This window comes from Aquirufa antheringensis (assembly GCF_023921165.1).
GTDB lineage: Bacteria > Bacteroidota > Bacteroidia > Cytophagales > Spirosomataceae > Aquirufa > Aquirufa antheringensis.
In genome coordinates this window covers 2,162,793-2,187,443 of sequence record NZ_CP049835.1, presented here as the reverse complement: position 1 = coordinate 2,187,443, position 24,651 = coordinate 2,162,793, and the positions used below count along the sequence as shown (strand labels likewise).

The 24,651-nt window shown below is 41.2% G+C and carries 28 protein-coding genes and 1 tRNA gene; 16 read left to right on the top strand and 13 right to left on the bottom strand.

Annotated elements, in window-relative coordinates:
* The first annotated feature begins 58 nt into the window (after positions 1-58).
* From G9X63_RS09880 to G9X63_RS09865, 4 genes are all read left to right on the top strand, one after another.
* A complete protein-coding gene (locus G9X63_RS09880) occupies positions 59-2,266 on the top strand; it encodes a glutamine synthetase III family protein (RefSeq protein WP_130896611.1) in 2,208 nt (735 codons plus the stop codon).
* Positions 2,267-2,272: 6 nt separating this feature from the next.
* Positions 2,273-2,848: a hypothetical protein gene (locus tag G9X63_RS09875; RefSeq protein WP_130896610.1), complete on the top strand. Its 576-nt coding sequence runs from the start codon at positions 2,273-2,275 to the stop codon at positions 2,846-2,848.
* A 3-nt stretch (positions 2,849-2,851) separates the two neighbouring features.
* The gene (locus tag G9X63_RS09870) at positions 2,852-3,556 is read left to right on the top strand and encodes an RsmE family RNA methyltransferase (protein WP_252622816.1); all 705 of its coding nucleotides are present in this window, start codon (positions 2,852-2,854) and stop codon (positions 3,554-3,556) included.
* An 84-nt stretch (positions 3,557-3,640) separates the two neighbouring features.
* Entirely contained in the window at positions 3,641-4,402 is a 762-nt protein-coding gene (locus tag G9X63_RS09865) for an acyl-CoA desaturase (protein ID WP_130923411.1), read from the top strand.
* Positions 4,403-4,448: 46 nt separating this feature from the next.
* Here G9X63_RS09865 and G9X63_RS09860 read toward each other — a convergent pair whose 3' ends face one another.
* Positions 4,449-5,705, bottom strand: a complete 1,257-nt coding sequence (locus G9X63_RS09860) for a dihydrolipoamide acetyltransferase family protein (RefSeq protein ID WP_130923412.1) — start codon at positions 5,703-5,705, stop codon at positions 4,449-4,451.
* A gap of 4 nt (positions 5,706-5,709) precedes the next feature.
* Complete coding sequence (locus G9X63_RS09855; protein WP_130923413.1) at positions 5,710-6,960, bottom strand: competence/damage-inducible protein A; 1,251 nt, start codon at positions 6,958-6,960, stop codon at positions 5,710-5,712.
* Between the two features lie 44 nt (positions 6,961-7,004).
* On the opposite strand from G9X63_RS09855, the gene gldC reads away from it, so the two are divergent.
* Entirely contained in the window at positions 7,005-7,358 is a 354-nt protein-coding gene (gene gldC / locus G9X63_RS09850) for a gliding motility protein GldC (RefSeq protein WP_130896605.1), read from the top strand.
* A 2-nt stretch (positions 7,359-7,360) separates the two neighbouring features.
* On the top strand, positions 7,361-8,395 hold the full coding sequence (locus G9X63_RS09845; protein WP_252622814.1) for a thioredoxin family protein: 1,035 nt from the start codon (positions 7,361-7,363) through the stop codon (positions 8,393-8,395).
* On the opposite strand, the gene G9X63_RS09840 is transcribed toward G9X63_RS09845, so the two are convergent.
* From G9X63_RS09840 to G9X63_RS09825, 4 genes are read right to left on the bottom strand one after another with little or no spacing between them, the layout of a single operon-like run.
* Positions 8,396-8,584 carry a DUF6728 family protein gene (locus tag G9X63_RS09840; RefSeq protein ID WP_130896603.1) on the bottom strand — a complete coding sequence of 63 codons (189 nt, stop codon included), beginning with the start codon at positions 8,582-8,584 and terminating at the stop codon, positions 8,396-8,398.
* A gap of 4 nt (positions 8,585-8,588) precedes the next feature.
* The gene (gene ispG / locus G9X63_RS09835) at positions 8,589-10,565 is read right to left on the bottom strand and encodes a (E)-4-hydroxy-3-methylbut-2-enyl-diphosphate synthase (protein WP_420840749.1); all 1,977 of its coding nucleotides are present in this window, start codon (positions 10,563-10,565) and stop codon (positions 8,589-8,591) included.
* A 39-nt stretch (positions 10,566-10,604) separates the two neighbouring features.
* Positions 10,605-11,807, bottom strand: coding sequence for a sugar MFS transporter (locus G9X63_RS09830; RefSeq protein WP_252622810.1), 1,203 nt, complete (start codon positions 11,805-11,807; stop codon positions 10,605-10,607).
* Positions 11,808-11,811: 4 nt separating this feature from the next.
* A complete protein-coding gene (locus tag G9X63_RS09825) occupies positions 11,812-13,164 on the bottom strand; it encodes a Gfo/Idh/MocA family protein (RefSeq protein WP_252622808.1) in 1,353 nt (450 codons plus the stop codon).
* Between the two features lie 80 nt (positions 13,165-13,244).
* Here G9X63_RS09825 and G9X63_RS09820 point away from each other — a divergent pair, with 80 nt between their 5' ends.
* Genes G9X63_RS09820 through G9X63_RS09810 form a run of 3 tightly spaced genes read left to right on the top strand, consistent with a single transcriptional unit; the run spans position 13,245 to position 15,030 of the window.
* A complete protein-coding gene (locus G9X63_RS09820) occupies positions 13,245-13,667 on the top strand; it encodes a 6-pyruvoyl trahydropterin synthase family protein (protein ID WP_130896599.1) in 423 nt (140 codons plus the stop codon).
* Positions 13,627-14,328: a GTP cyclohydrolase I FolE gene (folE, locus tag G9X63_RS09815; protein ID WP_252622807.1), complete on the top strand. Its 702-nt coding sequence runs from the start codon at positions 13,627-13,629 to the stop codon at positions 14,326-14,328. The genes G9X63_RS09820 and folE overlap by 41 nt, the downstream gene beginning before the upstream one ends.
* A 3-nt stretch (positions 14,329-14,331) precedes the next feature.
* On the top strand, positions 14,332-15,030 hold the full coding sequence (locus tag G9X63_RS09810) for an SDR family NAD(P)-dependent oxidoreductase (protein WP_252622806.1): 699 nt from the start codon (positions 14,332-14,334) through the stop codon (positions 15,028-15,030).
* Here the strand turns inward: G9X63_RS09810 and G9X63_RS09805 are convergent.
* Positions 15,016-16,002, bottom strand: coding sequence for a cation diffusion facilitator family transporter (locus G9X63_RS09805; protein WP_252622805.1), 987 nt, complete (start codon positions 16,000-16,002; stop codon positions 15,016-15,018). The two genes, G9X63_RS09810 and G9X63_RS09805, sit on opposite strands and share 15 nt — an antisense overlap.
* Positions 16,003-16,028: 26 nt before the next feature.
* Here G9X63_RS09805 and G9X63_RS09800 point away from each other — a divergent pair, with 26 nt between their 5' ends.
* Positions 16,029-16,583, top strand: coding sequence for an NUDIX domain-containing protein (locus G9X63_RS09800; protein WP_130923421.1), 555 nt, complete (start codon positions 16,029-16,031; stop codon positions 16,581-16,583).
* Here the strand turns inward: G9X63_RS09800 and surE are convergent.
* The gene (surE, locus tag G9X63_RS09795) at positions 16,554-17,321 is read right to left on the bottom strand and encodes a 5'/3'-nucleotidase SurE (protein ID WP_130896594.1); all 768 of its coding nucleotides are present in this window, start codon (positions 17,319-17,321) and stop codon (positions 16,554-16,556) included. The genes G9X63_RS09800 and surE overlap by 30 nt on opposite strands.
* 37 nt (positions 17,322-17,358) lie before the next feature.
* Here surE and G9X63_RS09790 point away from each other — a divergent pair, with 37 nt between their 5' ends.
* Positions 17,359-17,835, top strand: a complete 477-nt coding sequence (locus G9X63_RS09790; RefSeq protein ID WP_252622804.1) for a GNAT family N-acetyltransferase — start codon at positions 17,359-17,361, stop codon at positions 17,833-17,835.
* Here G9X63_RS09790 and G9X63_RS09785 read toward each other — a convergent pair.
* A complete protein-coding gene (locus G9X63_RS09785) occupies positions 17,816-18,682 on the bottom strand; it encodes a nucleoside phosphorylase (protein WP_252622803.1) in 867 nt (288 codons plus the stop codon). The genes G9X63_RS09790 and G9X63_RS09785 overlap by 20 nt on opposite strands.
* Positions 18,683-18,723: 41 nt before the next feature.
* Here G9X63_RS09785 and G9X63_RS09780 point away from each other — a divergent pair, with 41 nt between their 5' ends.
* From G9X63_RS09780 to G9X63_RS09770, 3 genes are read left to right on the top strand one after another with little or no spacing between them, the layout of a single operon-like run.
* Complete coding sequence (locus G9X63_RS09780) at positions 18,724-19,164, top strand: GreA/GreB family elongation factor (protein ID WP_130923424.1); 441 nt, start codon at positions 18,724-18,726, stop codon at positions 19,162-19,164.
* Complete coding sequence (locus G9X63_RS09775) at positions 19,161-19,487, top strand: DUF2834 domain-containing protein (RefSeq protein WP_252622801.1); 327 nt, start codon at positions 19,161-19,163, stop codon at positions 19,485-19,487. The genes G9X63_RS09780 and G9X63_RS09775 overlap by 4 nt, the downstream gene beginning before the upstream one ends.
* 5 nt (positions 19,488-19,492) lie before the next feature.
* Complete coding sequence (locus G9X63_RS09770) at positions 19,493-19,843, top strand: iron chaperone (RefSeq protein WP_130896589.1); 351 nt, start codon at positions 19,493-19,495, stop codon at positions 19,841-19,843.
* Here the strand turns inward: G9X63_RS09770 and trhO are convergent.
* Positions 19,838-20,827: an oxygen-dependent tRNA uridine(34) hydroxylase TrhO gene (gene trhO / locus G9X63_RS09765; protein WP_130923426.1), complete on the bottom strand. Its 990-nt coding sequence runs from the start codon at positions 20,825-20,827 to the stop codon at positions 19,838-19,840. The two genes, G9X63_RS09770 and trhO, sit on opposite strands and share 6 nt — an antisense overlap.
* A 36-nt stretch (positions 20,828-20,863) precedes the next feature.
* Positions 20,864-20,946, bottom strand: a tRNA-Leu gene (locus G9X63_RS09760).
* A 72-nt stretch (positions 20,947-21,018) separates the two neighbouring features.
* On the opposite strand from G9X63_RS09760, the gene G9X63_RS09755 reads away from it, so the two are divergent.
* Positions 21,019-21,387, top strand: coding sequence for a DUF3127 domain-containing protein (locus G9X63_RS09755; protein WP_130896587.1), 369 nt, complete (start codon positions 21,019-21,021; stop codon positions 21,385-21,387).
* A 136-nt stretch (positions 21,388-21,523) separates the two neighbouring features.
* On the opposite strand, the gene G9X63_RS09750 is transcribed toward G9X63_RS09755, so the two are convergent.
* Both G9X63_RS09750 and G9X63_RS09745 read right to left on the bottom strand, forming a co-directional pair.
* On the bottom strand, positions 21,524-21,973 hold the full coding sequence (locus tag G9X63_RS09750) for a GNAT family N-acetyltransferase (protein ID WP_252622799.1): 450 nt from the start codon (positions 21,971-21,973) through the stop codon (positions 21,524-21,526).
* A complete protein-coding gene (locus G9X63_RS09745; protein ID WP_130923428.1) occupies positions 21,954-22,913 on the bottom strand; it encodes a PhoH family protein in 960 nt (319 codons plus the stop codon). The genes G9X63_RS09750 and G9X63_RS09745 overlap by 20 nt, the downstream gene beginning before the upstream one ends.
* A gap of 103 nt (positions 22,914-23,016) precedes the next feature.
* Here G9X63_RS09745 and dnaB point away from each other — a divergent pair, with 103 nt between their 5' ends.
* Complete coding sequence (gene dnaB, locus G9X63_RS09740; RefSeq protein WP_130896584.1) at positions 23,017-24,606, top strand: replicative DNA helicase; 1,590 nt, start codon at positions 23,017-23,019, stop codon at positions 24,604-24,606.
* The last annotated feature ends 45 nt before the right edge of the window (positions 24,607-24,651 follow it).

The window sequence follows — 24,651 nt, the reverse complement described above, 5'->3', positions numbered from 1 at the left end:
ATTGCGATTTTTTATCCCATCACAATTCGCTATTTTTACCTAGAAATATAATCTTCATATGGCAATTACTAGATTTAAGGCTCTTGAGTTAGCTCAATCCCGCACAGGAACTCCCGTAAAGCTTCCTACAGAAAAGGTTTCGGACTATTATGGCAGCATGACCTTCAGTGATGAAGTGATGCGCTCCCTTTTATCACCAGAGGCTTATTTAAAGATAAATACCGCTATCCAAACGGGTTCTAAGATCGACCGCGATGCGGCAGACGAGGTAGCTGCGGCAATGAAATCTTGGGCTATATCGAAAGGAGCAACCCACTATACACACTGGTTTCAACCTCTAACTGGTACCACGGCAGAGAAACACGACTCCTTCTTTGACATTGATTTAAGCAATGGAAAAGCAGTGGAGAAGTTTAAAGGATCTGCGCTCGTTCAACAAGAACCGGATGCATCCTCCTTTCCTAATGGAGGTATTCGTTCTACTTTCGAAGCACGCGGATATACCGGTTGGGATCCATCTTCTCCAGCCTTTATTATGGAAAACGCGGCAGGAACAGCAACACTTTGTATTCCTTCCGTCTTCGTTTCCTACACAGGAGAGGCGTTGGACTATAAAACTCCCTTACTAAAATCGATCGAGTTAGTTGATAAAGCGGCCACTGCTGTCATTAAAGAGTTTTTTAACCGCGATGTCAGCAAGGTCATCCCGACACTAGGAGCGGAGCAAGAATATTTCGTCGTGGACGAGGCCTTATTTAATGCGCGTCCAGATTTAGTGATGGCAGGACGTACGGTTTTTGGCCATGCTCCAGCGAAAGGACAGCAATTAGAAGATCATTATTTTGGATCTATTCCAAACCGTGTGAATGCCTTCATGGTAGACTTCGAAATCGAGGCACTTAAATTAGGCATGCCGGTGAGAACGCGTCACAATGAGGTGGCTCCAGCTCAGTTTGAAGTAGCGCCCACCTTCGAGGAAGCGAACTTAGCCTGTGACCACAATGCATTATTGATGGATTTGATGTCAAAAGTGGCCTCTAAGCACAAATTCAAGGTCCTTTTCCACGAAAAACCTTTTGCTGGTATCAATGGATCCGGTAAACACAATAACTGGGCTTTAGCGACAGATACGGGTATCAATTTATTAGCACCTTCTTCTAAACCGAAAGAAAACTTACGTTTCTTAACTTTCTTTGTTAACACACTAAAAGCGGTACATGATCGCGCCGATTTATTGCGTGCTTCTATCGCTTCAGCCGGTAATGAGCACCGTTTAGGAGCAAATGAAGCGCCTCCGGCCATCGTTTCTGCTTTCTTGGGGAGTACGATGAGCCAAGTTTTGGACGACATGGAAAACATGGATGGTCTGGATGAAATTCAATTAGAAAAAGGGGACAATGTGTACCTTAAATTAGGTATCAACAAAATTCCATCGTTAATCCTTGATAATACAGATCGTAATAGAACGTCTCCGTTTGCCTTTACAGGTAATAAATTCGAATTCCGTGCGGTAGGATCTTCTGCTAACTCTGCAGCACCGATGACCGTATTAAATACGATTGTGGCTGACCAACTCATCAAATTCCGCAAGGAAGTGGAAGAGGTATTGGAGAAAGGAGTAAAGAAAGAATTAGCCATCATGGAGGTGTTAAAGCGCTACGTGAAAGAGTCGAAAAATATCCGTTTTGAGGGTAATGGTTATTCAGACGAATGGGTAGAAGAAGCTGCTCGTCGTGGTTTGTCTAATTTAAAGACAACGCCTGAGGCTTTAGCGGTATATGCTCGTCCTGAATCGATCGAATTATTCACGAAACATGGTATCTATTCGAAAGAAGAGATGCATGCGCGTCATGAGATCGAATTAGAAAACTATGTAAAAAAGATCCAAATCGAATCCCGTGTGATTGGAGATATGGCAATCAACCATATCGTTTCGACTTCATTGAAATACCAAACGCAATTAGTAGAGAATGTGAAAGGCCAAAAAGAAATCGGCATCGATCCTCAGTACTATGCGCCAACAATCGAAATGATTAAAAAAATCTCAGAATACACCTCATCGATCGTTCGCTTACAAAACGAAATGACTGAAGCACGTAAAGAGGCTAACAACGTAGAAGATTTAGAAGAGAGAGCCGTCTTATATAGCACGAAAGTAAAAGGCTATTTTGAAGAAATTCGCTATAGTGTCGATAAATTAGAACTAATTATCGACGATGATGAGTGGCCATTACCAAAATACCGTGAACTATTGTTAATCAAATAATCCTAAATGTCAACTAACACCAACCCAGGCTTTGACCCAGCAGAAATTGCAGCCTTAAAAAAGCAATGTGAAGCAGAGAAACGTTCATTTGTCTACATTTTAGATGAGGATTTGCCTTCTGGAAACGAACGAGAAATGGTTCACATCCAATTTGTGGGTCAATACGAGAAGCAAGAAGTCATTTATGATGCCATAGTATGCACCCTGCAACTACATTACTCCAGCTTATTATATGAAGCAGCTGAAAGAGAAATCATTCAGCAATATCCCTTGTATGTTCCTTTAGAGAACCGTGATGAAAATTACGAGCCTAATGAGGAATTAGACGAGGAGGTAGAAATGTTAATCCTAGAGGTGATTGAAGACCTAGAGGAAAACGAAGAAATAAAGGTAGCAGAATACATCGAAATCGATCCAGAATTCGAATATGGCGTTAGCATAGAAGCAGCCCTATATGTGCCGGCCTTAGATGATGAGATGTTATCCCAATTTGTTCAGGACTTTAATGGCAACACCTTAAGTTTAGATCCATCTCTTTATACCTTTAACTCAGATGATGAGGACGAGGAGGACGAAGAATAATCAATGAGTATAGCCGTATTTTACGCTCCTAATGCTAAGGATTCCTCTTATTTATCTGAAGAGGAATCCTTTCATGCTATACGGGTATTGCGTTTAAGAGTAGGAGAGACGATCCATCTGTTAGATGGTCGTGGCTCTAAATTTAGTACGTCCATTTCTTCGATTGAAGGTAAAAAAGTCGCTTTCGGCCCTTTAGAAGTGGTCGAATCAGAACCGTCACCTTCTTATAAAATTCATCTTTATGTCGCACCCACCAAGCAAATGGAGCGAATGGAATGGATGGTGGAGAAATGCGGGGAATTTGGTATACATGGGATTCACTTCTTTGCCTCCAAGAATTCGGAAAGGAAAGAGATCAAACTCCAGCGTTTGGAGAAAACTGCCATCTCTGCTTTGAAGCAATCCAAGAACTTGTATTTGCCTGAAATTACGGGCTTACATACGTTTAAGGAAATTGCTGATAAGGAGGGAGGAGAAAAATTATTTGCCTTTATTTCGAACCCGCCGGTTTCTGTGTTAATGAAAACAGCCGCAAAAAATAAAGAATACCACGTAATCGTAGGACCAGAGGGAGACTTTACCCCAGAGGAATCTGATATATTGTCCAAAAATAATTGGAAACCTTTTAGTCTTGGAAAGTCCATTTTACGTACGGAGACGGCTGGAATCGCGGTTTGCCTTGGCCTACATATTTTGAATGCTGACTAAAATCAGTTATTTAACGTAGATGGAGCTTAAAAAAGAAACATTTGCTTCGTAACTTTGTTAGAACATTAAATTTATCTCTCTATTATGCAATTAGTACTGCCGGCTTTCTTCATACATTGGTATGTTTCTTTGTTTAGCCAAACTTTTTTCCTTCACCGTTACTCCGCTCACAAGATGTTTTTGATGAGCAAGTTTTGGGAAAAATTCTTCTATTTCTTGACTTACTTATCGCAAGGTTCATCTTTTTTAAGCCCTCGTGCTTATGCGATTTTACACAGAATGCACCATGCATTTTCTGACACGAAAAAAGATCCACACTCCCCGATGTTCTCAAGCAACGTATTTACGATGATGTGGAAGACGAAAAACATCTACAATGCGGTTTTAAACAGAGATCAAAAGGTGGAAGAACGTTTTGAACATGATTACCCTGTATCTAAAACGATTGAGAAAATTGGTGATTCTTGGATTTCCCGTTTAGGATGGGGAGTGGCTTATGCCTCTTTATACATCGTAGGATACGTATATTTCGATATGCACTGGGCCTTTTTCTTCTTATTACCGGTTCACTTTTTGATGGGACCTGTACACGGAGCTATCGTCAACTGGTCAGGACATAAATATGGCTACCAAAACTATGACAACCACGATCACTCGAAGAACTCGTTAATCTTTGACGTAGTGATGATGGGCGAGTTGTTCCAAAACAACCACCACAAACTACCAAACCGTGTTAACTTCGCTACGAAATGGTTTGAGTTTGATCCGACTTATCCTATGATTAAACTCTTAACGCTTCTAAAGATCATTCGTCCGAATGTGAAACCGGCAGATGCTAAATTCTAAGACAATTAGTCATAAAGGAAAAGAGCCTCGATTGAGGCTCTTTTTTTTATATTTCCGTATCTAAACTAAACTTCTCTAAGTAATCCGAGACCCGCTTCACGAATCCTCCACCCAGCGAACCATCCACCACTCGGTGGTCATAGGAATGGGATATAAACATCTTCTGACGAACGGCTATTATATCTTCTCCATTGTCATTCGTAATAACTGCTGGTTTCTTTTCAATCACTCCGAAGGCTAAAATACCTACTTGTGGCTGCACTATAATAGGCGTTCCCATTAAATTGCCAAATCCACCAATATTAGAAATCGTGAATGTTCCACCTTCTAAATCAGCAGGCTTCAATTTATTGGCTCTTGCTCGAGCAGATAAATCATTCACCTTTTGCGTCAATTCAGCTAATGTCATTTTATCCACTTCGTGAATAACGGGCACAATTAAATTACCATTAGGCAAGGCAACTGCCATACCGATGTTAATTTGAGCGTGTTGAACGATGTAATTACCTTCTACCGAGATAAGCATACCCGGAAAATCCTTTAAGGCATCCGCGGTGGCTTTAAATAGGAGCGGAGTGAAGGTTAAGGCTTCCTTGTATTTGTCTTGAAAATCTTGCTTTACTTTAGCACGCCAATTGACCAGATTAGTTACATCTGACTCTAAGAATGACGTAACGTGAGGTGCAATCCGTTTCGAATCCAGCATACGCTCAGAAATCATCTTCCGCATGCGATCCATTTCAATCACTTCGTCACCTGGAAGACGCATTCCAGCTCCTTGACTTAAGGTTCCGGATGAAATCATCCGCTTCGAGTTTCGAACCGCAATATAATTCAGCACATCTTTCTTGGTGATGCGACCGTCTAGCCCAGAACCGGGGAGTTGGTTTAATTCTCTTTGGGATACATTCTCCGACTGACAAATCTGCTTAATCAAAGGCGAAATCCACGGATTAGTGGACTTTTCGGAGCTTAATTCAGTGGGAGCCAAGCTTAAATCGATTAATGAACTAATCGACTCGTCCATAGAAAAAGTGTCAGCCGTTGATGTGGAGCCACTTTCTACCGCATCAATCACGCAAATTGCCTTACCTATCGTCGCGACAGAACCCACGGGAACTAAAATTTTCTGTAAATAACCCGCCACAGGAGAGGGGACTTCCGTATCAATCTTGTCCGTCGCCACTTCTAAAATAAATTCATCGGCTTCCACATAATCGCCCGGCTGTTTTAACCAATTTAAAACAGTCGCTTCCATGATACTCTCGCCCATTTTGGGCATAATCACCTCTGTAATGGCCATAGACTTAGCTTAAATCGTTTAATAAATATTTACGCAGCAAATTGATACAAGCTAAAGAGCTCAAGTATATATTTTGCATACGTGTTCCTCCTAAGGTTAATTTACGGGTAACAACTCCTGTTGGATGTGCCAAAGCAATCCAAACAGTCCCTACCGGTTTATCTTCGGTTCCCCCGTCAGGCCCAGCAATGCCAGAAGTGGCTAAAGCAAATGTGGATCCAAGTCGCTTCTGAACTCCTATAGCCATTGCCTTGATACATTCCTCTGACACCGCACCATCCGAAGTTAAAATAGCTTCTGAAACCCCTAATTGATCTATTTTCACTTGATTTGCATAGGATAGAATTCCGCCTAAAAAATAAGCAGATGAACCCGGGTTTTGAGTAAACTGATGTGCTAAATGTCCTCCGGTGCAACTTTCGGCTACAGATAAAGTGGCTTTTTCATCCACTAATAATCGTCCTACGACTTCAGCCAGCTCCTCCTTTTCATACCCAAAAATATAGGATTTAATTAACGAATTCACTTTTTGTAATTCCACTTCAACCTCCGCTTGCAAACGACTTAAATCATCTCCAACAGCCGTTAAACGTAATTTAACAATGCCTATTGAGGGTAAATAGGCTAATTTAATATGTTCTGGTAATTGCAATTCCCAGCTCTCAATCAGATCTGATAGATAGGATTCACCGATACCGACCGTCTTAATAACCTTATGGTAAATAACCGGCGTTTGGAAATGCTTCACTAAACGAGGTAGCACTTCTTGTTCCATGATGTTTTTCATCTCAAAAGGAACGCCCGGCATAGAAACCCATAGTACTCCTTTCTCATTAAACCACATCCCAGGCGCTGTTCCTTGACTATTTCGAATAAATTCTGCCTTCGTAGGTAATAGGGCTTGATCTCGGTTAATATCAGATAATTCTCGACCACGTTTCGCAAAGAATTCCGTGACATCTTGCAAAGCCAAGGGGTGCATGGCTAACTCGCAGTCAAAATATTCGGCGAGGATTTTTTTCGTCAAATCATCCTTCGTAGGACCTAATCCTCCGGTAATAAAAACGACATCTGCCCGCAGGGCAGCTTCATTTAGTATTTGGAGTATCTCTGATTTTTGATCGCCCACGGATGATTTCCGTACGGTCTTGATCCCTAATTTATCTAATTCAAGACTGATCCACTGCGTGTTAGTATCTAAGATTTGCCCGTAAAGTATCTCATCACCAATGGTAATAATTTCAGCCTTAACCATTAATTTTCCTTAATTTATACGAAAATACGATTAATTTTACATCCATGAAACATTCTGAAATCAATTTTAAAATACAATTAGACGACCAAAATATCCCCGAGCAAATCTCTTGGTCAGCTACAGATAATCCGAACGAAGGCATCGAAGAAACGAAAGCCATTTTAGTCGCCACTTGGGATCCGTATCACAAAGGAACATTAACATTACCACTTTGGACAAAAGATATGGAAGTGTTAGACATGAAACGTTTTTTCATCGAAATCGTGGGAACGGTTGCGGATGCATCCTTACAAGCCACAGGCGATAATTTCTTCGCTCAAGAATTAGAGGCCACCTGTCGTACGCTATCATCGCATTTACAGAAAGAAATCGTAGCGTTAGAAAAAGGCGCTAAATAAGCATGAAAAAAATACTCCTATTCCTGATATTACCCTTTTTAGGATTCTCACAAGGCATCCATTTCAGTTCGGCTTCCTCTTTACAAGAAGCTAGATCAGAGGCTATCAAGCAAAACAAATTGCTTTTCATGGAGATTTATGCCCCAGATTGCCACATTTGCAATTCCTTTAAAGGCGTATTTACCCAGCCAGCAGTAGGAGCGGTCTACAACAAGAACTTTGTCAATTTTCAATTAGATATTCGCAATCCAGCGAATCAAATGGCACTAAAGCAGGCAGGAATCATTGTAAATGCGACGCCCACGTTTGTTTTCTTTGAACCTAAGACGATGAAAATTGTTCAGGCGAGGATATTTGGAGAAAAGGAGAATTCAGTCGGAATGGTTAACGGCATTGGAACGAAAGCGGCTAATCCGGCTGAGCAAGCAGCTCAATTCCCTAAGCGTTTAGCAGCAGGAGAAAAGAATCCGGGCATGTTGATTAATTATGCTGAATATGCGCGTATAACGGGAGATACGCTAGCAAATATCAAGGCGATGAATGCCTATATCACCTTATTAAAACCAGCCCAGTATAGCTCCCAATCAACCTTCAATTTAATGCAAGTGGCCTTAATGAGCCACGATAATCGACTTTTTGATTATTTCATTCGGAATCTAAACTACTATAATTCCATCTATGACCCATCCGTGGTGCGAATGATTTATGAGAATATTTTCCAAATCACTTTAACCAGTTCGCGTGCTAATCAATTAGGCAATGCAGGCCTGATGAAATTAAAAGCCCAGATGGCTAAAACAGGATTAGATCGTTCCAGTATCGTTCGTAGAACCTGGATGCTTGAATCTGATATGCTTTTCAAGCAACGAAAATCAACGCAAGCGATGAAGGTAATCGATGAATTAATCAACTCGATGCCCGGCGCTTTAGGGCCCAAAGAAAATCAATTCTTGTGCGACTATGTTAAAGGCAAAACAAAAGATGCGGCTGCTTTGAAAAAAGCAAAGTCCAATTGGTGCTTGTACGGAACGAAATAATTAGCGAATAAACGCACGGTAAGTCATCACAATTAAACAAACAATAAACATCAAGATCGAAATCTTATTGATCGTGTGCATCGCGCGTATATTAAAGTTCGCCGGTGCGCCAGGTTTTGGCTTTTGAAACACGCGAATAAAATAAGTGAATACTTCGCCTACTTTGAATTGTTCTCTTAATCTGCTCATTTGTTTATTCGTTTACAGACGGCTCACGCCAATCCCCATGTTCTTTAATTAATTGAATTAACTCATCCACTGCAGAATCCGCAGGCACTGATTTCTTCACTACATCTTGCCCTTTATAGAGCGCAATTTTATCTTTTCCTATTCCTACATACCCATAATCGGCATCTGCCATTTCACCTGGACCATTCACGATGCAGCCCATAATACCAATCTTGATGCCTTTTAGGTGATCGGTTTTCTGTCGAATCATCGCTGTCGTTTCTTGCAGATCAAATAAAGTACGACCACAAGAAGGACAAGAAATGTATTCCGTTTTAGAAATACGCATTCTACTTGCTTGAAGCGTCCCAAAATTTGTCGCATTGCACAAGGCTTCCTTATTTTTGGAATGATTCAGACTTAATAACAATCCATCTCCTAAACCATCAATAAACAAGGCACCTCCATCCGTAGGGGCGAACAACTGAAATTGATCGTCTGAAATAGAACTATAATTCAGCTGGATAATCACCGGATTAATGATTCCCTTTTCAATTAAATGAAAGAAGGCACGTCTGATAGCCGGCATCTGATGTACATTCGAAGAATGAAGAACAATAACTGTCTTTTCATCAAAAGAATCAGCGCCTGCCACTAAATCTGCAGCGTCTAGGGATACGAAATTTAACGTGGAATGCTTGTGAGTAGCAGATTGATAGGCTACATAGTCAAATAAAGGATAGACATAGTCAGAAGGAGTCCAAACCGAAGCATCCTGAATTTGACGTAAGCCATTAGGTAACATAAAATCAAGTGACTGCTGGCCTGTATAAATAAAATCCGCACCTAAATCATTCATCGCCCATTTATCCGGTTCAGGCAAATAGAAATGGCCTATGGCCTTCAGATCGGCAATCGTTATGTTAGACCTAGTTGAGAAATCAGCGATTACGCGAGGAACTTGGTGTCCACCAATCGAAAAAATTTCTGAAGTCTTTCTTCGCGAATGCGCAAAAGGATGAATAGGGGAGTCAAAAGTTACAGAATCGCCAGAAAATAGGGATATAGGATCCTGAGACGCTGCTCGCGTATCATACCGACGCACCAAGTCTTGTGCTACCGGAATTTCAAATTCTGGATCTTCGGTTAAAGAAACACGAATCGTATCACCTAAGCCATCCTCTAATAAAGTGCCAATCCCTACAGCCGATTTAATTCGACCATCTTCTCCATCACCCGCTTCAGTCACACCTAAGTGCATGGGATAAGCCTTAAATCCGCCATCCTTTAATTTTTTACTCAATAGACGGTAGGCTTCTACCATCACCTGTGTATTCGATGATTTCATCGAAAGCACGATATTGAAATAGTTTTCATCCTCACAAATACGTAAGAACTCTAAAGCCGATTCCACCATCCCGTGTGGTGTATCACCATAGCGACTTAAAATACGATCTGAAAGCGAACCATGGTTCGTTCCAATACGCATCGCCGTGCCATATTCTTTACAGATTTTGACTAATGGAAGAAATTTATCTCGAATTCGATCTAATTCGGACGCATAAGAAGCGTCGGTATAATCAATCGTCTCAAAGCGCTTTTTATCCGCATAGTTTCCAGGATTGATACGTACCTTCTCCACGATTCTAGCCGCTAATTCAGCTGCGTTAGGGGTAAAGTGAATATCAGCCACTAAAGGCGTGGTATAACCTCGCTCGCGCAATCCTTTGCGAATATTCTCGAGGTTTTGAGCTTCCTTAACTGAAGGAGCAGTAATGCGAACTAATTCGCATCCAGCATCAATCATTCGAATGGATTGTTCAATGGATCCTTGCGTATCCATGGTATCTACCGTAGTCATGGACTGAATCCGAATAGGAAAGTCTGATCCTAAATAGAGATCTCCTATTTGTACTGGAATCGTACTGCGTCTCTCATACGCATACAGCGATGAAGCATACTGATTTCCATCAACGATAAGGGGATCTATCAAATTCAACATTTTAGACATAACAGGATTAATACGCAAAAATAGGCAATTCTACTTCCAAGAACTCTTTTTATGTCCAATTGTTGCGTAATAATAGATAAAAATATAGCAAGGTATCAAAATGAGGTAGGCACTCTGCGTATTCCCGATTTGGTCCGCTATTTTACCGTATAACAAAGGCATTAAGGCACCACCAGAAATCATCATAATGATAAAAGCACTTCCAATTTTAGTAAACTTCCCTAATCCATTAATTGCCAAAGGCCATAAAGCAGGCCACATTAATGCATTCGCTAAACCTAATAAAGCTAAACATAACACCGAATTAAATCCACTGAAGACGACAGCTCCAATCGAAAACAAAACACCTAAAATAGCGGAATAATTCAAGGCCTTTTGTTGAGATAAGTAGTTGGGAATAAAGAAAATACCTATGACATACCCTGCTAACATTCCATACAAGGTATAGGTGGTGAAGCTTTTGGCAACATCCTGACTAAATCCTTGAGAAACTCCGTAATTAATAATCGTATCACCAGCGATCACTTCAACACCCACATATAAAAAGAAAGCTACCAAGCCTAAAACTAAGCTTGGATAGGACCAAACGGAGGCTTTCGCATTTCCGGCTTCCTCCACGGTTTCCTCCGCTTCTACTTCAGGTAAAGAGGAAAACCACACCCAAACCGCTAATACCACTAAAACAGCAGTCATAATTCCGTAAGGCATAATCACGATGGCTAATTTCTCAGATCCACCCACAGCGCTAGAAAGAAACAATCCCCCGAAAATAAACTGGCTCAAAATACCCGCCACTTTATTGCAAATACCCATCACAGAAATTCTTTGCGCTGCTGATTCCGCTGGCCCTAAAATAGTCACGTAGGGATTCGAAGCTGTCTGCAAGAGCGCTAGGCCAGTTCCTATGACAAAAAGTCCAAACAAAAACATCGGATAATTCTCCATCTTAGCCGCCGGAATGAATAATAATGTCCCCACAGCCATCGCTAGCAATCCCATGGACATCCCTTTCTTAAATCCAGTCTTGGACAAAACCCAAGAGGAGGGAATTGCCATTACGAAATACGAGATAAAGAAAGCGAAAGTAACGAGCAAAGAGTCAAAATTATTTAATTGAAAAGCATCCTTAAAAAAGGCAATTAAAACCGAATTCACCCAGGTCACAAAACCGAATACAAAGAAGAGAATACCGATAATTAATAGAGGTCCGTTAACGTTTTTTGATTGGTTCATAGGTTTAGTATTGATCGTTTAAAGCAAAAATTGGTTGATTTTTTTTCCATTTACCGCGTGTAAAATCAGGTATTTGGATAGGAGCGGAGCCCTTTTTGATTGATTCCTCTGAAAGTGGCGCAATGGCAGACCAAGCCGCCGCATCATACACATCAATTGGTGGTGCTACTTTGGCCTTAATCGCCTCGATAAAGGCTCTTAATACAAAATAATCAATCCCTCCGTGACCTGCATTCTCCGCATCCGCTGCGTGCGCTTTCCATAAAGGGTGATCGTATTTCTCTAAATAAGGCTTGGCTTCTTCCCAACGATGCGCTTTAGGCGAAATACCTTCTAAATAGATCGATTTATTGTCTTCCATCCATAAACCTTTCGTTCCTTGAACTCGGAAGCCTAAAGAATAAGGACGTGGTGAATTCGTATCGTGAGTAATGAGAATGGTTTCCCCGTTGACACATTTGATCATCGTTTGAACGATATCACCGCATTTGAAATCCACTTTCGCATTTGGATGATCCGCGCCTCCTTTTTCTACAATGTAATTATGTAGTCCCAAAGCAGGAGTAGCCATCGCCGTTAGATAAGCAAACTGATTTCCACGATTAATATTCAACATCTCCGCGACAGGCCCTAAGCCGTGTGTTGGGTACAAATCTCCGTTGCGATCGACAGAATGTTGGGTGCGCCATTTGGCCTCAGAAAAACCTTTCTCCCCAAACTCCACACCGCCACCATAGGCCTGTTTTCCATCATTAAATTTCACTTCCCGTAAGTCGTGCTGGTAACCACACTGCACGTGGTTTAAGGTTCCAAACATCCCCTGGCGAACCATATTCAACGTCGCGAGAACATCCCGACGGTAACACACATTCTCCAAAATCATGCAATGAGAACCCGTTTTCTCGTACATATTCACGAGATCCCACGATTCTTTCAAGGTAACAGTCGCTGAAACTTCAACACCCGCATATTTGCCTTGCTTCATCACTTCTAAGGCCATCGGTACATGCCATTCCCAGGGAGTCGCAATCACTACGCCATCGATATCAGTGCGCTTAGCTAAATTTTCAAAATCTTTTTCGGTCTTTCCATAGACCGCGGGAGCTGGTCGCCCTTTCGCAGAAACCATCTTTAAAGCGATGTCAATAGCATTAGGATCGATATCACAAATAGCAACCACTTCAACATCCGGCCGGTACATGGCCATCTCCAGGTGATTTTGGCCTCTTAAGCCCACGCCAATAAAACCTAAACGCACTTTTGTTTGTTCTTCTGGTATCTGTCGTAAGAAAGTAGGGAATAAAGCGGTACCTGAGGTATATACTAAGGAATCAGAGATAAATTTCCTTCTTTTCATTTAGTTTATGATAGGTCTAGCAAGTGTTTAAAAGATGAAATTTAAGGAAAATACTTTAAATTTATAAGAATTTAGAAAAAATGACTGAAGCCCCTCGCGTTACCGTATTCCGTAAAGAACATTTCAATGCTGCACATCGTTTGCATAATCCACTTTGGACAGCTGAGAAAAACAAAGAAATATTCGGTTTATGCAACAATCCGAACTACCATGGACATAATTATGAAATAATTATTCAGGTAACTGGAACAATTGACCCAGAAACGGGTTATGTTATCGATACGAAGTTTTTATCGGATTTAGCGCAAACAGAAGTTTGCAAAAAATTTGACCACAAGAATTTAAATCTAGACGTACCAGAATTCGCAGATTTAAATCCTTCCGCTGAAAATATCGTCATCGTGATTTACAACAAATTAAGGGCTAAACTCCCGACCACACTAGATTTAAAAATCAGATTGTATGAAACAGAAAGAAATTTCGTTGAATTCCCTGCTAATTGATAATGACAATTTCTTGTTAACTGACGAGGAAATTGGAGATAATCATGTAGCCACCTCAATCGAGACACCGATGAGGGAGGATGCTTTTGATATTTCTGATTCTGAGAAAATGGCCATTATCGAATCGCATTTCCGTGAAATCATGTTAACCTTGGGGTTAGATTTAACGGATGATTCTTTACGAGGCACTCCTAAGCGAGTAGCTAAAATGTACATTGAGGAAATCTTCAGTGGTTTAAATCCAGCTAATGAGCCTAAAATAGCTTTATTTGATAACAAGTATCAGTATAATGAGATGTTAATCGAAAAGAACATTTCGTTTTACTCTAATTGCGAGCACCATTTCGTGCCTATCATGGGCAAAACACACATAGCGTATATTTCGTCTGGACAAGTCATTGGCCTTTCGAAACTAAACCGTGTGGTCCAATTCTATGCTAAAAGACCTCAAGTTCAGGAACGTTTAACGATGCAAATTGCTAAACACTTACAAAGAGTGCTAAAAACAGATCACGTAGCAGTATTCATCGATGCAAAACACTTGTGTGTTTCTTCCAGAGGTGTAAAAGATGAGGCTACTTCTACCATTACTTCCTACTATGGAGGAAAATTCCAAGAGGAGAATACCAGAAGAGAATTCTTACAATCTATTCAAGCCTAAACCATGGGAAAATACGTTATTGTTGGGGCTAGCCAAGGAATTGGTGAGTCCATTGCTACTGCTTTGCTTGCTGCTGGTCACGAAGTGATTAATTTCGCTAGAAATCCCTCATCAATCAATGGAGTAGAAAACCATACTTGGGATGCCTTAGGAGCGGATGATTCCGCTATTGCTGCCATTACTGGACCTGTAGATGGAATCGCCTATTGCCCGGGAAGCATTAACTTGAAGCCATTTCACCGCTTGACTTCGGCAGATTTTGAGAAAGACTTTCAGATTAATGTGTTAGGTGCAGTTCGCGTCATTCAGGCACTGTTACCTGCATTGAAACAGTCTTCGACCTCATCTATTGTCCTTTTCAGCACCGTGGCCGTTCAAACAGGCATGGGCTTTCACGCTTCCATTGCTAGTGCGAAAGGGGCTATCGAAGGCTTAACTAGATCATTAGCAGCAGAATTAGCCGCTAATAAAATAAGAGTGAATGCCATTGCGCCTTCATTAACGCAAACGCCTTTAGCTGGAGCCTTACTCAATTCTCCGGAGAAAATCGAAGCTGGTGGAAAAAGACATCCTTTAGGACGAGTAGGCCAATCCGAAGATGTGGCTAATCTAGCGACATTTTTGTTAAATCCTGCCAACTCTTGGATTACAGGACAAATCATTGGAGTGGACGGTGGAATAGGATCGTTAAGAACGAGCTAGGGTTTCATTGAAATGCTTTTGGTTTAAGGCCAAATTCATTTGATTCCATTCTATTTTCTTCGAAAAAGCAGCCTGACGAATCGCGCAATCTGCAATCGAACAGTGACTACAACATTCATCTAAACAAGGATCTGCGTGGACAAATATCTCCACGTGGGTGGCTTGTAATTCCTTCAGCATTTCTTCAAAGCCATGAATCTCTTCATGCGTTCTGTGTAAATCCCAATAACGAGGTAAAGTCAAATGGCAATCGATGTGCAAATCTCCGCCATATTGTTGTACCCGTAGATTATGTAAATCAATCCATTCCTCTTTTTTATTCGCTACGACCCAGTCAGTCACCTTTTGGAATAAGGCTGGATTCGTTTCATCCATCAAAGCAGCTACCGATTCTCTCATTAAGTGTATTCCCTGCCAGCACATAAATCCTGCAAACAAGAAGGAGGCGACAGAATCGACCCAATACCAGTGGGTAAAATAGGTAAGCGCCAAAGCAGCAACCACCAAAATCCCATTATAGGCATCCAACCGTAGGTGCTTACCATCGGCAACAAGAGCAGGAGAGTGAGAGGAACGCCCTTTCTTAACTAAAAAATAACCCATTAAGCCATTAATTCCTGCTGAAACAAAGGAAACGGCCATACCTACATCCAAACTCTTCAACTCAGGAGATGAATACAAATGCTGTGAAGCGTGAAGAAAAATATAGGCAGCTGCTAATAATATGAGCACACCCTCTAATCCAGAGGCAAAAAATTCAATCTTTCCATGACCATAGGGATGATTCAAATCTTTAGGTAAAGAAGCTAAATAGATCGAATAGTAGGCAAAACACGCGGCAACTACATTGATAATCGACTCTAACGCATCTGTTAATAAAGTCGTAGATCCACTTGCATAGTAGACGGCAAACTTCGCTGCCATGATGAGCACCGAAACGACAAAAGAAAGAAGGACAAGCCGCTGTTTCATTAGCACAAAGATAGTATTTTTACCGGATGGAAACGGAAAACAATCCTTGGAAAACACTCAATCAAGAAACGGCTTACGAGAATGCATGGATTAGGGTAGAACACCATGAAGTCTTGAATCCGGCTGGAAATCCCGGTATTTATGGAAAAGTTCATTTTAAAAATACAGCCATATCCATTGTTGCTTTAGACTCAGACGGCTTTACCTATTTAGTAGGTCAATACCGCTATACGCTGAATGCCTATTCCTGGGAAGTGCCGGAAGGTGGTTGTTCCATTGAATCCGGCGAATCTACTTTAGCAGCTGCAAAACGCGAACTATTGGAAGAAACTGGACTTGTAGCCACAGAATGGACAGAACTAGGGGAGGTGTATCTTTCGAATTCGGTGAGCGATGAGAAAGCGGTGATGTATTTGGCCCAAAGCCTCAGCCAACATCAAGCCTGCCCAGAAGAAACCGAACAATTAAAAATACGTAAGTTACCGTTAAAAGAGGCGATTGAAATGGCGCAAAATGGCCAGATTACTGACGCCTTGAGCGTGTTGACGCTCCTAAAGGTCCCAGCTTTGCATTTGCTTTAATTCATCATAATCTGTCAAATCATATTTGACGGGCACTATGCTGACATAATTTTCTGCTAAAGCATCTAAATCGGTGTTATTGTTCAAGTCCTCGTTGTGCAAATCTCCATCCATCCAATAATAAGGCTTACCATATGGATCTTTACGCTCTTCGAAACGCTCTCTAAAGATTGCATTGGCTTGTTTCACCACTTTCACCCCCTGCAATGGCATGGAAGAATGTGCGGGGAAATTCACGTTTAGTGTCAATCCTTTAGGTAATCCATGCACGAGGACTTGTTGACAAATTTTGATGATATAATCGTGGCAATGCGAAAAATCCGCATCTGATGCAAAATCGCAAAGGGAGAATCCGATAGCCGGAATACCCTCCATCGCCGCTTCGATAGCTGCAGACATGGTTCCTGAATATAAAACCGCAATCGAAGCATTTGAACCGTGGTTAATACCCGAAACGACTAAATCAATTTTTCGACCTTTCAGAATTTGGTGTTTACCGATCTTCACACAATCAGCTGGAGTACCTGAACACTTATAGGATTGAATATGATCGCCAAAATTATTCGTCTTCTCCACGCGCAACGGTTCACCCAAGGTAATTGCATGACCCATACCAGATTGATGTGTATCCGGAGCGACCACTACGACTTCGCCCATTTCGGACATGATTTCCGTTAGAACGCGGATACCTTTAGAATAGATCGAATCGTCGTTTGCGATAAGAATAAGTGGCTTCATATGTTGTTATTTTGACTGCAATTTACAAATTTTGGCTATGATTTTACGCAAAGCGACGCTCGAAGACATCCCCCTCATTCAAGAAATAGCAGAAGAAGCCTGGAGACCCACCTATGGCCATATTTTGACAGAGGAGCAGACTTTGTACATGATTCCGATGATGTATGCGTCAGAGGTTATACTTCAGCAAATAGAAATTTTCTCCCTGTTAGAATTGGAGGGAAAAGCGATCGGCTATTGTGCTTTCGAAAAGACCTCTGAGACTGAGGGTAAATTACATAAACTTTATTTGCGACCATCCGTCAAACAAAAAGGCGCAGGAAGCTTTGTTATCGAACAGATCAGAAATCAAGCCCGTTCTATGGGTCTTACATCTATCTATTTAAACGTTAACAAACATAACTCCGCGGTAGAATTTTACCTGAAGAAAGGTTTCATCAAAGACCGTGAAATGATCCTAGACATAGGTAACGGCTATGTGATGGATGATTACGTTATGCGATTAATGCTATAGCTTTCTCGATCAAAGACCTAATTTGTCCCTCCGGATCATTCGAAAATTCGTTCGTGATGCGATTCGCTAAAATAGCATTTAATGAAATCATTTCGTGCCCCATAGCGCCTCCAAAGGCGTAATAGGCTGCGGTTTCCATTTCAATATTCGTAATTTCTTCATCACCTAGCTTAGCCGCAGCGACTTTTTCTAAAAAATCGGGTCTTATGGAATGCATTCTTATCGTGCGACCTTGCGGCGCATAAAATCCTGGTGCCGTTAAGGTAACGCCATTATACGCATTCAAAGGCGCAAATTGCGCGCAAAGAGAAGCGCTAGCTTTGGCTGCATAGAGAGGCAATGGATAATCAATTGCTGAAGTCCAAGCGGCTAAAAAATCTTCAGCTATCGACATAGTAGATTCAAAACCATAGAATTGGGCTAAATTATCAAATCCGATTGCTGCAGTCGAGATCAAAATCGAATCCACTGGGATATGCGACTGAATACTACCCGAAGTGCCGATTCGGATGAGGTTTAAAGATCTTTTTACGGATTTCTCCAAACGCGTTTGAAAATCAATATTAACCAAAGCATCTAGTTCATTCATCACAATCTCCACATTATCCGCACCAATACCACTGGATAATACACCGATCTTCTTACCCCTTAGAACGCCTAAATGAGTCACAAATTCCCTTTTATGAACGATATCAGTGATTTCATCGAAAAAGGCAGAAACAGTAGGAACACGCTCTGGATCGCCCACCAAAATAAGGGTATCCGGAATTTGATCAGGACGTAAGTTCAAATGATAGGAACTTCCGTCCGGATTAATAATCAAGTCTGTGGGAGAGAAATAGGTCATGCGCAAATTTATTGATAATTTTCCAATGTAATAAGCCCCTTATGAAAAGCTCCAAGTCTCAAATACAGGCAAATCTTCGTTCCATTTTGGAAAATACGCTAGAAGAGGCCCGAAGAGAATATCTTTTGGCCAAAGAATCCCGCGACTCTGACACAAAAAGTAGTGCCGGAGATAAATTTGAAACCGGTCGAGAAATGATGCAGCGAGAGATGGATAAGCTAAGTGCTTTGGTAGATAATACACTTAATTCTATTGCCAAATTAGACAGACTTGCTGATTTGCCCGCTTCAGCAGTCATTTCTGAGGGAAGCCTAGTAGAAACAGATCAAGAAACTTATTTTATATCCATCGGATACGGCAAACTCGATTCTATTTACGCCATTTCAATTGAATCACCACTTGGATTGGAATTAAAGGGCAAAAGAGTAGGGGACCGCATCGAAATGCGAGGTCGACATATCACCATAAAATCAATCGTATGAAAAATGCACACTACCTCTATTTAGTTCTTTCCCTGGTAGGAGGGAGCATCACCTTTTACTACGTCTATGAGGGAATGATGCTAAATAACGGAAAATTTGATGTCATTGATTTTGTCCAAAGCACTTGGACAGCTAACCCTTACGCTAAAAGTTTAAGTTGTGACTTTTGGACCGGCGCCATAGCAGGCACCTTTTTTATACTGGTAGAAGGATTACGGATTAAAATCAAATACCTATATCTTTATTTATTGGCAACCGTTTTAATAGGTTTTGCCTTTGCATTTCCCTTATTTTTATTCGTTAGACATAGACAATTAGCCTAATATTCATGGAAGAATACATCAAGACCTTTCCGGAGGCCACACAGAAAATTTTAATCGAAGTGCGTGATGCGATTCGTTCGGTCGTACCGGAGGAAACGGAAGAAACGATGTCTTACGGGATGCCCACGTTTAAATTAAATGGAAATTTAATCCACTTTGCAGCCTGGAATAATCATCTAGGTTTTTACCCTACACCGAGTGGAATCAAGAATTTTGTGCAAGAATTAGCGCCTTACGAGGGATCAAAAGGGGCGATTAAGTTTCCCTATCATTCCCCTATGCCTTTGGAACTGATAAAAGAGATCACCTTATTTAGAGTTCAGGAGAATTTAGCCAAAAAGAAAAAAGGCTCATAATTGAGCCTTCTTTTGTTTTTCAATTTTCTCTGTCCGTTTAAAGGACTTGAATCCTAATTCAGGAGAATAACCCACTGAGTTTTTAGAATAATACCCTTTCTCATTGTAAGGACGTTTCCGTGGATGCTCTTTACATTCAGGGGAGCAGGCGCCCTCCATTTCTTTTAGGCAAGACGGACAAATGGCTAAATGCTCATTACATTCTGGATTAGCACAATTGACCATGTGATCTGATTTCGTATGACAAACATGGCATTCGGATACAACCTCCGGGTTTACCGAATTAACTGGCGTCGCTACTCGGTTATCAAATACATAGCAAGAGCCATCAAAATCCTCTCCACCTTCTTCTAAACCATATTTAATAATACCTCCATGCAATTGATACACATCCGTAAAACCTTTTTCGATTAGATAGGCGGACGCTTTCTCGCATTTGATGCCACCCGTACAATACGTGATAACCTTTTTATTTTTCAAATGCTCTATCTCCTGCACATGATCAGGCAAATCGCGCAGATTCTCCATGTCAAAAGTATAAGCACCTTTGAAACGACCTAATTCGTGCTCGTAATTCGAACGCATATCCACTAACACGACATCCGGGTCATTCTTCAATAATTGCTTGAATTCTTTCGGCTTCAGATGCTTACCCGTTCTAACGCGAGGATCAACCCCTAAATCAGAGTGGACAATTTCACTTTTAACGCGAACGTGTAATTTATTAAACGTATGTGCTTCATGATAATCGATTTTGAAGTCAAAATCTGATCCTACAAAAATAGGATCATTTTCTAACCACTTCATGTAAGCATCGCAATCCGCTTTTAAACCAGAGACGGTTCCATTCAAACCCTCTGCTGCGACGATAATACGTCCCAAAAGGTTATTTTCAATACAAAAAAGGTGATGTTTTACTCGGTACTCTTCCGGATTCGGAATAGGAGTATAGTTATAGTAAAGCAATACACTGTAAGGTTTCATCTTCAACATGATTTACAGATTAAACAAAAAATTAAGTGACGATGGGGAGATTCGAACTCCCAAACCTTAACGGCACTACCACCTCAAGGTAGCGTGTCTACCAATTTCACCACATCGCCAAAAACGGTTAGTAAAATTACCAATTATTTACTTACTTGCCAACAATTACGGAACTCAAAAAAATTAGTACAATGGCTTTAGAAATAAGCGGAAAATTAATCAAGAAATTACCTGAGGTTACAGGAACAGGTAAAAACGGCACCAACTGGATCAAGCAAGAATTTGTGATCGAAACACAAGATCAATACCCTAAAAAGGTGTGTATGTCAGTTTGGGGAGATAAAACACAAGATTTAACGCCAGTTCAAGAGGGCGAAATCGTTAAAGTTCAATTCAACGTAGAATCAAGAGAATACAACGAGCGTTGGTATACAGAAATCCGTGCGTATCGCTTAGATCGCACTGGATCTATTCCAGCAGGAGTGGAGCCTACACCAGCTGCAGGCGGATACCAATTCCCTCCATTAGCGGCTGAGAGTGGGGATGATTTGCCTTTCTAGAGATAGGAGAGTATAGATTATAGAGTAGAGAGAATAGATAAGGGGCCCTAAAGCCCCTTTTTTTATTGAAAAGTCTGGAGGAAATGAGTCCGAAAGAAAAATCGCAATCTATACTCTCTTATCTCTACTCTATAATCTATACTCTCTTATCAAGCTCCATCGCTTGATGCACAATATCCGCCTCAATAAACGTATCTCCATAAGGCTTAAAGCCCAATAAAGCATACAAAGGCATCACGGAAACCTGAGCGTGTAAATAATAATGAGTGCAATCCGGGTATTCTTTAGCGGATTCTGAAAAAATATGCTGAATAATTAGGGAAGCATAGCCTCTACCACGCGCTGATTCCAGCGTAGCGATTCGCTCCACCTTAATTCCTTTATCTGTTTTGCGGTATCGACCGGTTGCCACTGGTGTGGCGTCATCAAACAGTAAATAATGTTTGGCTACTGCATCTAACTCATCAAATTCCTCAGAGGGCAAGCACTTTTGTTCTTTGACAAACACTTCCGTCCGAATGGCAAACACCTGTTCGATTTCTTCTGGACTAATCGCCTGAATGATTCTATTTTTCTTGCTTTCCATATGCCTCGATGATTTTACGCACTAAACGGTGACGAACGACATCTGAACCGTCCAATTCGACAAAAGCAATGCCGTTAATTCCAGAAAGGATGCGTTCTGCTTCTCCCAAACCTGATGTTTGGTTTTTAGGCAAATCGACCTGTGATTTGTCTCCCGTAATAATCGTCTTCGATTGAATACCCATGCGTGTCAAAAACATCTTCATTTGCATGGAAGTGGTGTTTTGAGCCTCATCTAATAGAATAAATGCCTTGTTTAAGGTACGTCCGCGCATATAGGCCAAAGGCGCAATTTCAATGGTCCGATTCTCTAAATAAAATTTCAATTTCTCTGCGGGAATCATATCATCCAATGCATCATAAATAGGACGCAAATACGGATCAATTTTCTCTTTCAAATCACCCGGCAGGAAACCTAGATTTTCGCCTGCCTCTACAGCGGGACGCGTGATGATGATTTTCTTTACTTCTTTATTCTTCAATGCTTTCACTGCCAAAGCCACTGCGGTATAGGTTTTACCCGTACCGGCAGGTCCAATCGCGAAGACGATGTCATTCGTAGTGGCGGCATCGACCAGTTTACGTTGATTCGGAGTTTTGGCCTTAATCACGATTCCTTTATTGCCAAAAAGAAGCACGTCTTTATCCTCCACCCACGGCTGATCCGTTTCTTCACCTGTTGGATTCAAAACCGCATCGATGTAGGCTTGCATGTGCTTTTCTGTGAGGGTAGCATGTTTATCCAAATGAGCCACACATGAGTTCACAATCGCTTCGACTAAAGCAATCTGATCATTCGATCCTCGGACGGTTAATTGTTCACCACGAGCGATGATTTTGGACTGAGGGAAGGCGTTAATCAATAAATTGATATTTGCGTTTGCAACGCCTAAAAAGTCAATTAGAGAGACCTCTGAGAGGGAAATTATTTTTTCTAACAAGTAAAAATGGGTTTAAATCGTATGGGAGTAAAAATAAGAAATTCCTGAAATTTAATATCTTCCTTTATAAGATAATTTTGAAAATTTAACGTAAAATTGTGGTATGGAATCTAACACCCCTTCATCCATTTATAAAAAAGGAAATCAGTCTGCTGGCATTCGTTCGCAGACAGGACCCACGCGTTTAAGCGATTTGGGGCTAGGAAAATTACCTCCGCAAGCGGTTGACCTAGAAGAAGCCTTGCTAGGGGCTTTGATGTTAGAGAAAGAACCTTTGGCAAACGTCATCGAATTATTAAAACCTGATTCCTTTTACAAAGAAGGGCATCAGTTGATATTCGAGGCAATTCAAGGTTTATTCCAAGCTTCTCAACCCGTTGATTTATTGACGGTTAATAATTACTTGAAGCAAAATGGCAGTTTGGAAAAAGCAGGTGGCACCAGCTACTTAGCGCAATTAACTTCGCGGGTTAGTTCCACTTCGAACGTTGAATTCCACGCCAGAATCATTATTGAGCAATATTTGAAGCGTCAGCTAATCCAAATATCCTCCGAAATCCAACGTCTATCCTATGAAGACACGTCTGACGTGTTCCATTTACTGGATAAGATGGAGCAGGAGCTTTTTACCATCGCAGAATCCAATATCCGTAAGAATTACGAAAGTATGTCGGATATCTTAAAGAAAGCTGTGGATGAATTAGAAAAGAAACAATTACAAAAAAGTGGCTTAACGGGTATTCCATCCGGATTTACAGACTTAGACCGCTTGACATCTGGCTGGCAGCGACAAGAATTAATCATTATCGCGGCTCGTCCAGGTATGGGTAAGACGGCCTTCGTCGTTTCGGCTTGCCGTAATGCTGCGGTAGATTTCAATCACTCAGTCGCGTTGTTCTCCCTTGAGATGAGTGCCGTTCAACTTGTGAATCGTATCATTTCTGCAGAAGCAGAAATCGAGGCTGATAAAATCCGTAAAGGAAAATTGGAGCCACACGAATGGCAGCAGCTACATACGAAAATCAATAAATTATTTGAAGCGAATATGTTTATTGATGATACGCCGGCCTTATCAATTTTGGAATTAAGAGCAAAATGTCGTCGTTTAAAAGCCCAAAAAGGCATTGACCTCATCGTCATCGATTACTTACAGCTAATGACCGGAGATAGTTCGGGTAAAGGAGCCAGCGGAAATCGCGAGCAAGAAATCGCCCAAATTTCCCGTGCACTGAAGCAATTAGCCAAAGAATTAGATGTGCCTGTCATTGCCCTTTCTCAATTAAACCGTTCTACCGAGACGCGTGGAGGAAACAAGAAACCGCAACTGTCTGACCTTCGTGAATCTGGAGCCATCGAGCAAGATGCCGATCAGGTAATGTTCATCTACCGTCCAGAATATTATGGCATCACGGCGGATGATCAAGGAAACTCCATCACGGGAATGGGAGAGATCATTATGGCCAAAAACCGTTCCGGTTCACTCGACAGTGTTTGGCTGAAATTCATCGGTAAATTCACTAAATACTGCGATTTAGACTTCCAACCGTTCTCAAACAATGAAGGGGGCAACTTCGACTTAAGTGCACTAGGTGACCAAACATCCGCTTTCGAGTCAAGCAATGATTCTGTTTTCAAAGGAAGTAAAATGAATTTACCACCGGAGGATTATGATCCGTTGAATACTCCGTTTTAAAAAATTGCAATGCAATTTTTTAAAAGTAAAGCACAAATAGCAAAG

Bases quoted from the DNA above. Each gene is read 5' to 3' on its own strand.
- G9X63_RS09775 (WP_252622801.1), top strand. From the start codon at position 19,161: ATGAAAAATGCACACTACCTCTATTTAGTTCTTTCCCTGGTAGGAGGG.
- gldC (WP_130896605.1), top strand. From the start codon at position 7,005: ATGAAACATTCTGAAATCAATTTTAAAATACAATTAGACGACCAAAAT.
- G9X63_RS09870 (WP_252622816.1), top strand. From the start codon at position 2,852: ATGAGTATAGCCGTATTTTACGCTCCTAATGCTAAGGATTCCTCTTAT.
- G9X63_RS09755 (WP_130896587.1), top strand. From the start codon at position 21,019: ATGGCTTTAGAAATAAGCGGAAAATTAATCAAGAAATTACCTGAGGTT.
- G9X63_RS09810 (WP_252622806.1), top strand. From the start codon at position 14,332: ATGGGAAAATACGTTATTGTTGGGGCTAGCCAAGGAATTGGTGAGTCC.
- G9X63_RS09825 (WP_252622808.1), bottom strand. From the start codon at position 13,164: ATGAAAAGAAGGAAATTTATCTCTGATTCCTTAGTATATACCTCAGGT.
- G9X63_RS09830 (WP_252622810.1), bottom strand. From the start codon at position 11,807: ATGAACCAATCAAAAAACGTTAACGGACCTCTATTAATTATCGGTATT.
- G9X63_RS09840 (WP_130896603.1), bottom strand. From the start codon at position 8,584: ATGAGCAGATTAAGAGAACAATTCAAAGTAGGCGAAGTATTCACTTAT.
- G9X63_RS09770 (WP_130896589.1), top strand. From the start codon at position 19,493: ATGGAAGAATACATCAAGACCTTTCCGGAGGCCACACAGAAAATTTTA.
- G9X63_RS09865 (WP_130923411.1), top strand. From the start codon at position 3,641: ATGCAATTAGTACTGCCGGCTTTCTTCATACATTGGTATGTTTCTTTG.
- surE (WP_130896594.1), bottom strand. From the start codon at position 17,321: ATGAAGCCACTTATTCTTATCGCAAACGACGATTCGATCTATTCTAAA.
- G9X63_RS09855 (WP_130923413.1), bottom strand. From the start codon at position 6,960: ATGGTTAAGGCTGAAATTATTACCATTGGTGATGAGATACTTTACGGG.
- trhO (WP_130923426.1), bottom strand. From the start codon at position 20,827: ATGAAACCTTACAGTGTATTGCTTTACTATAACTATACTCCTATTCCG.
- ispG (WP_420840749.1), bottom strand. From the start codon at position 10,565: ATGTTGAATTTGATAGATCCCCTTATCGTTGATGGAAATCAGTATGCT.
- G9X63_RS09780 (WP_130923424.1), top strand. From the start codon at position 18,724: ATGAAAAGCTCCAAGTCTCAAATACAGGCAAATCTTCGTTCCATTTTG.
- G9X63_RS09880 (WP_130896611.1), top strand. From the start codon at position 59: ATGGCAATTACTAGATTTAAGGCTCTTGAGTTAGCTCAATCCCGCACA.
- G9X63_RS09860 (WP_130923412.1), bottom strand. From the start codon at position 5,705: ATGGCCATTACAGAGGTGATTATGCCCAAAATGGGCGAGAGTATCATG.
- folE (WP_252622807.1), top strand. From the start codon at position 13,627: ATGAAACAGAAAGAAATTTCGTTGAATTCCCTGCTAATTGATAATGAC.
- G9X63_RS09790 (WP_252622804.1), top strand. From the start codon at position 17,359: ATGATTTTACGCAAAGCGACGCTCGAAGACATCCCCCTCATTCAAGAA.
- G9X63_RS09875 (WP_130896610.1), top strand. From the start codon at position 2,273: ATGTCAACTAACACCAACCCAGGCTTTGACCCAGCAGAAATTGCAGCC.
- dnaB (WP_130896584.1), top strand. From the start codon at position 23,017: ATGGAATCTAACACCCCTTCATCCATTTATAAAAAAGGAAATCAGTCT.
- G9X63_RS09785 (WP_252622803.1), bottom strand. From the start codon at position 18,682: ATGACCTATTTCTCTCCCACAGACTTGATTATTAATCCGGACGGAAGT.
- G9X63_RS09805 (WP_252622805.1), bottom strand. From the start codon at position 16,002: ATGAAACAGCGGCTTGTCCTTCTTTCTTTTGTCGTTTCGGTGCTCATC.
- G9X63_RS09820 (WP_130896599.1), top strand. From the start codon at position 13,245: ATGACTGAAGCCCCTCGCGTTACCGTATTCCGTAAAGAACATTTCAAT.
- G9X63_RS09845 (WP_252622814.1), top strand. From the start codon at position 7,361: ATGAAAAAAATACTCCTATTCCTGATATTACCCTTTTTAGGATTCTCA.
- G9X63_RS09800 (WP_130923421.1), top strand. From the start codon at position 16,029: ATGGAAACGGAAAACAATCCTTGGAAAACACTCAATCAAGAAACGGCT.
- G9X63_RS09750 (WP_252622799.1), bottom strand. From the start codon at position 21,973: ATGGAAAGCAAGAAAAATAGAATCATTCAGGCGATTAGTCCAGAAGAA.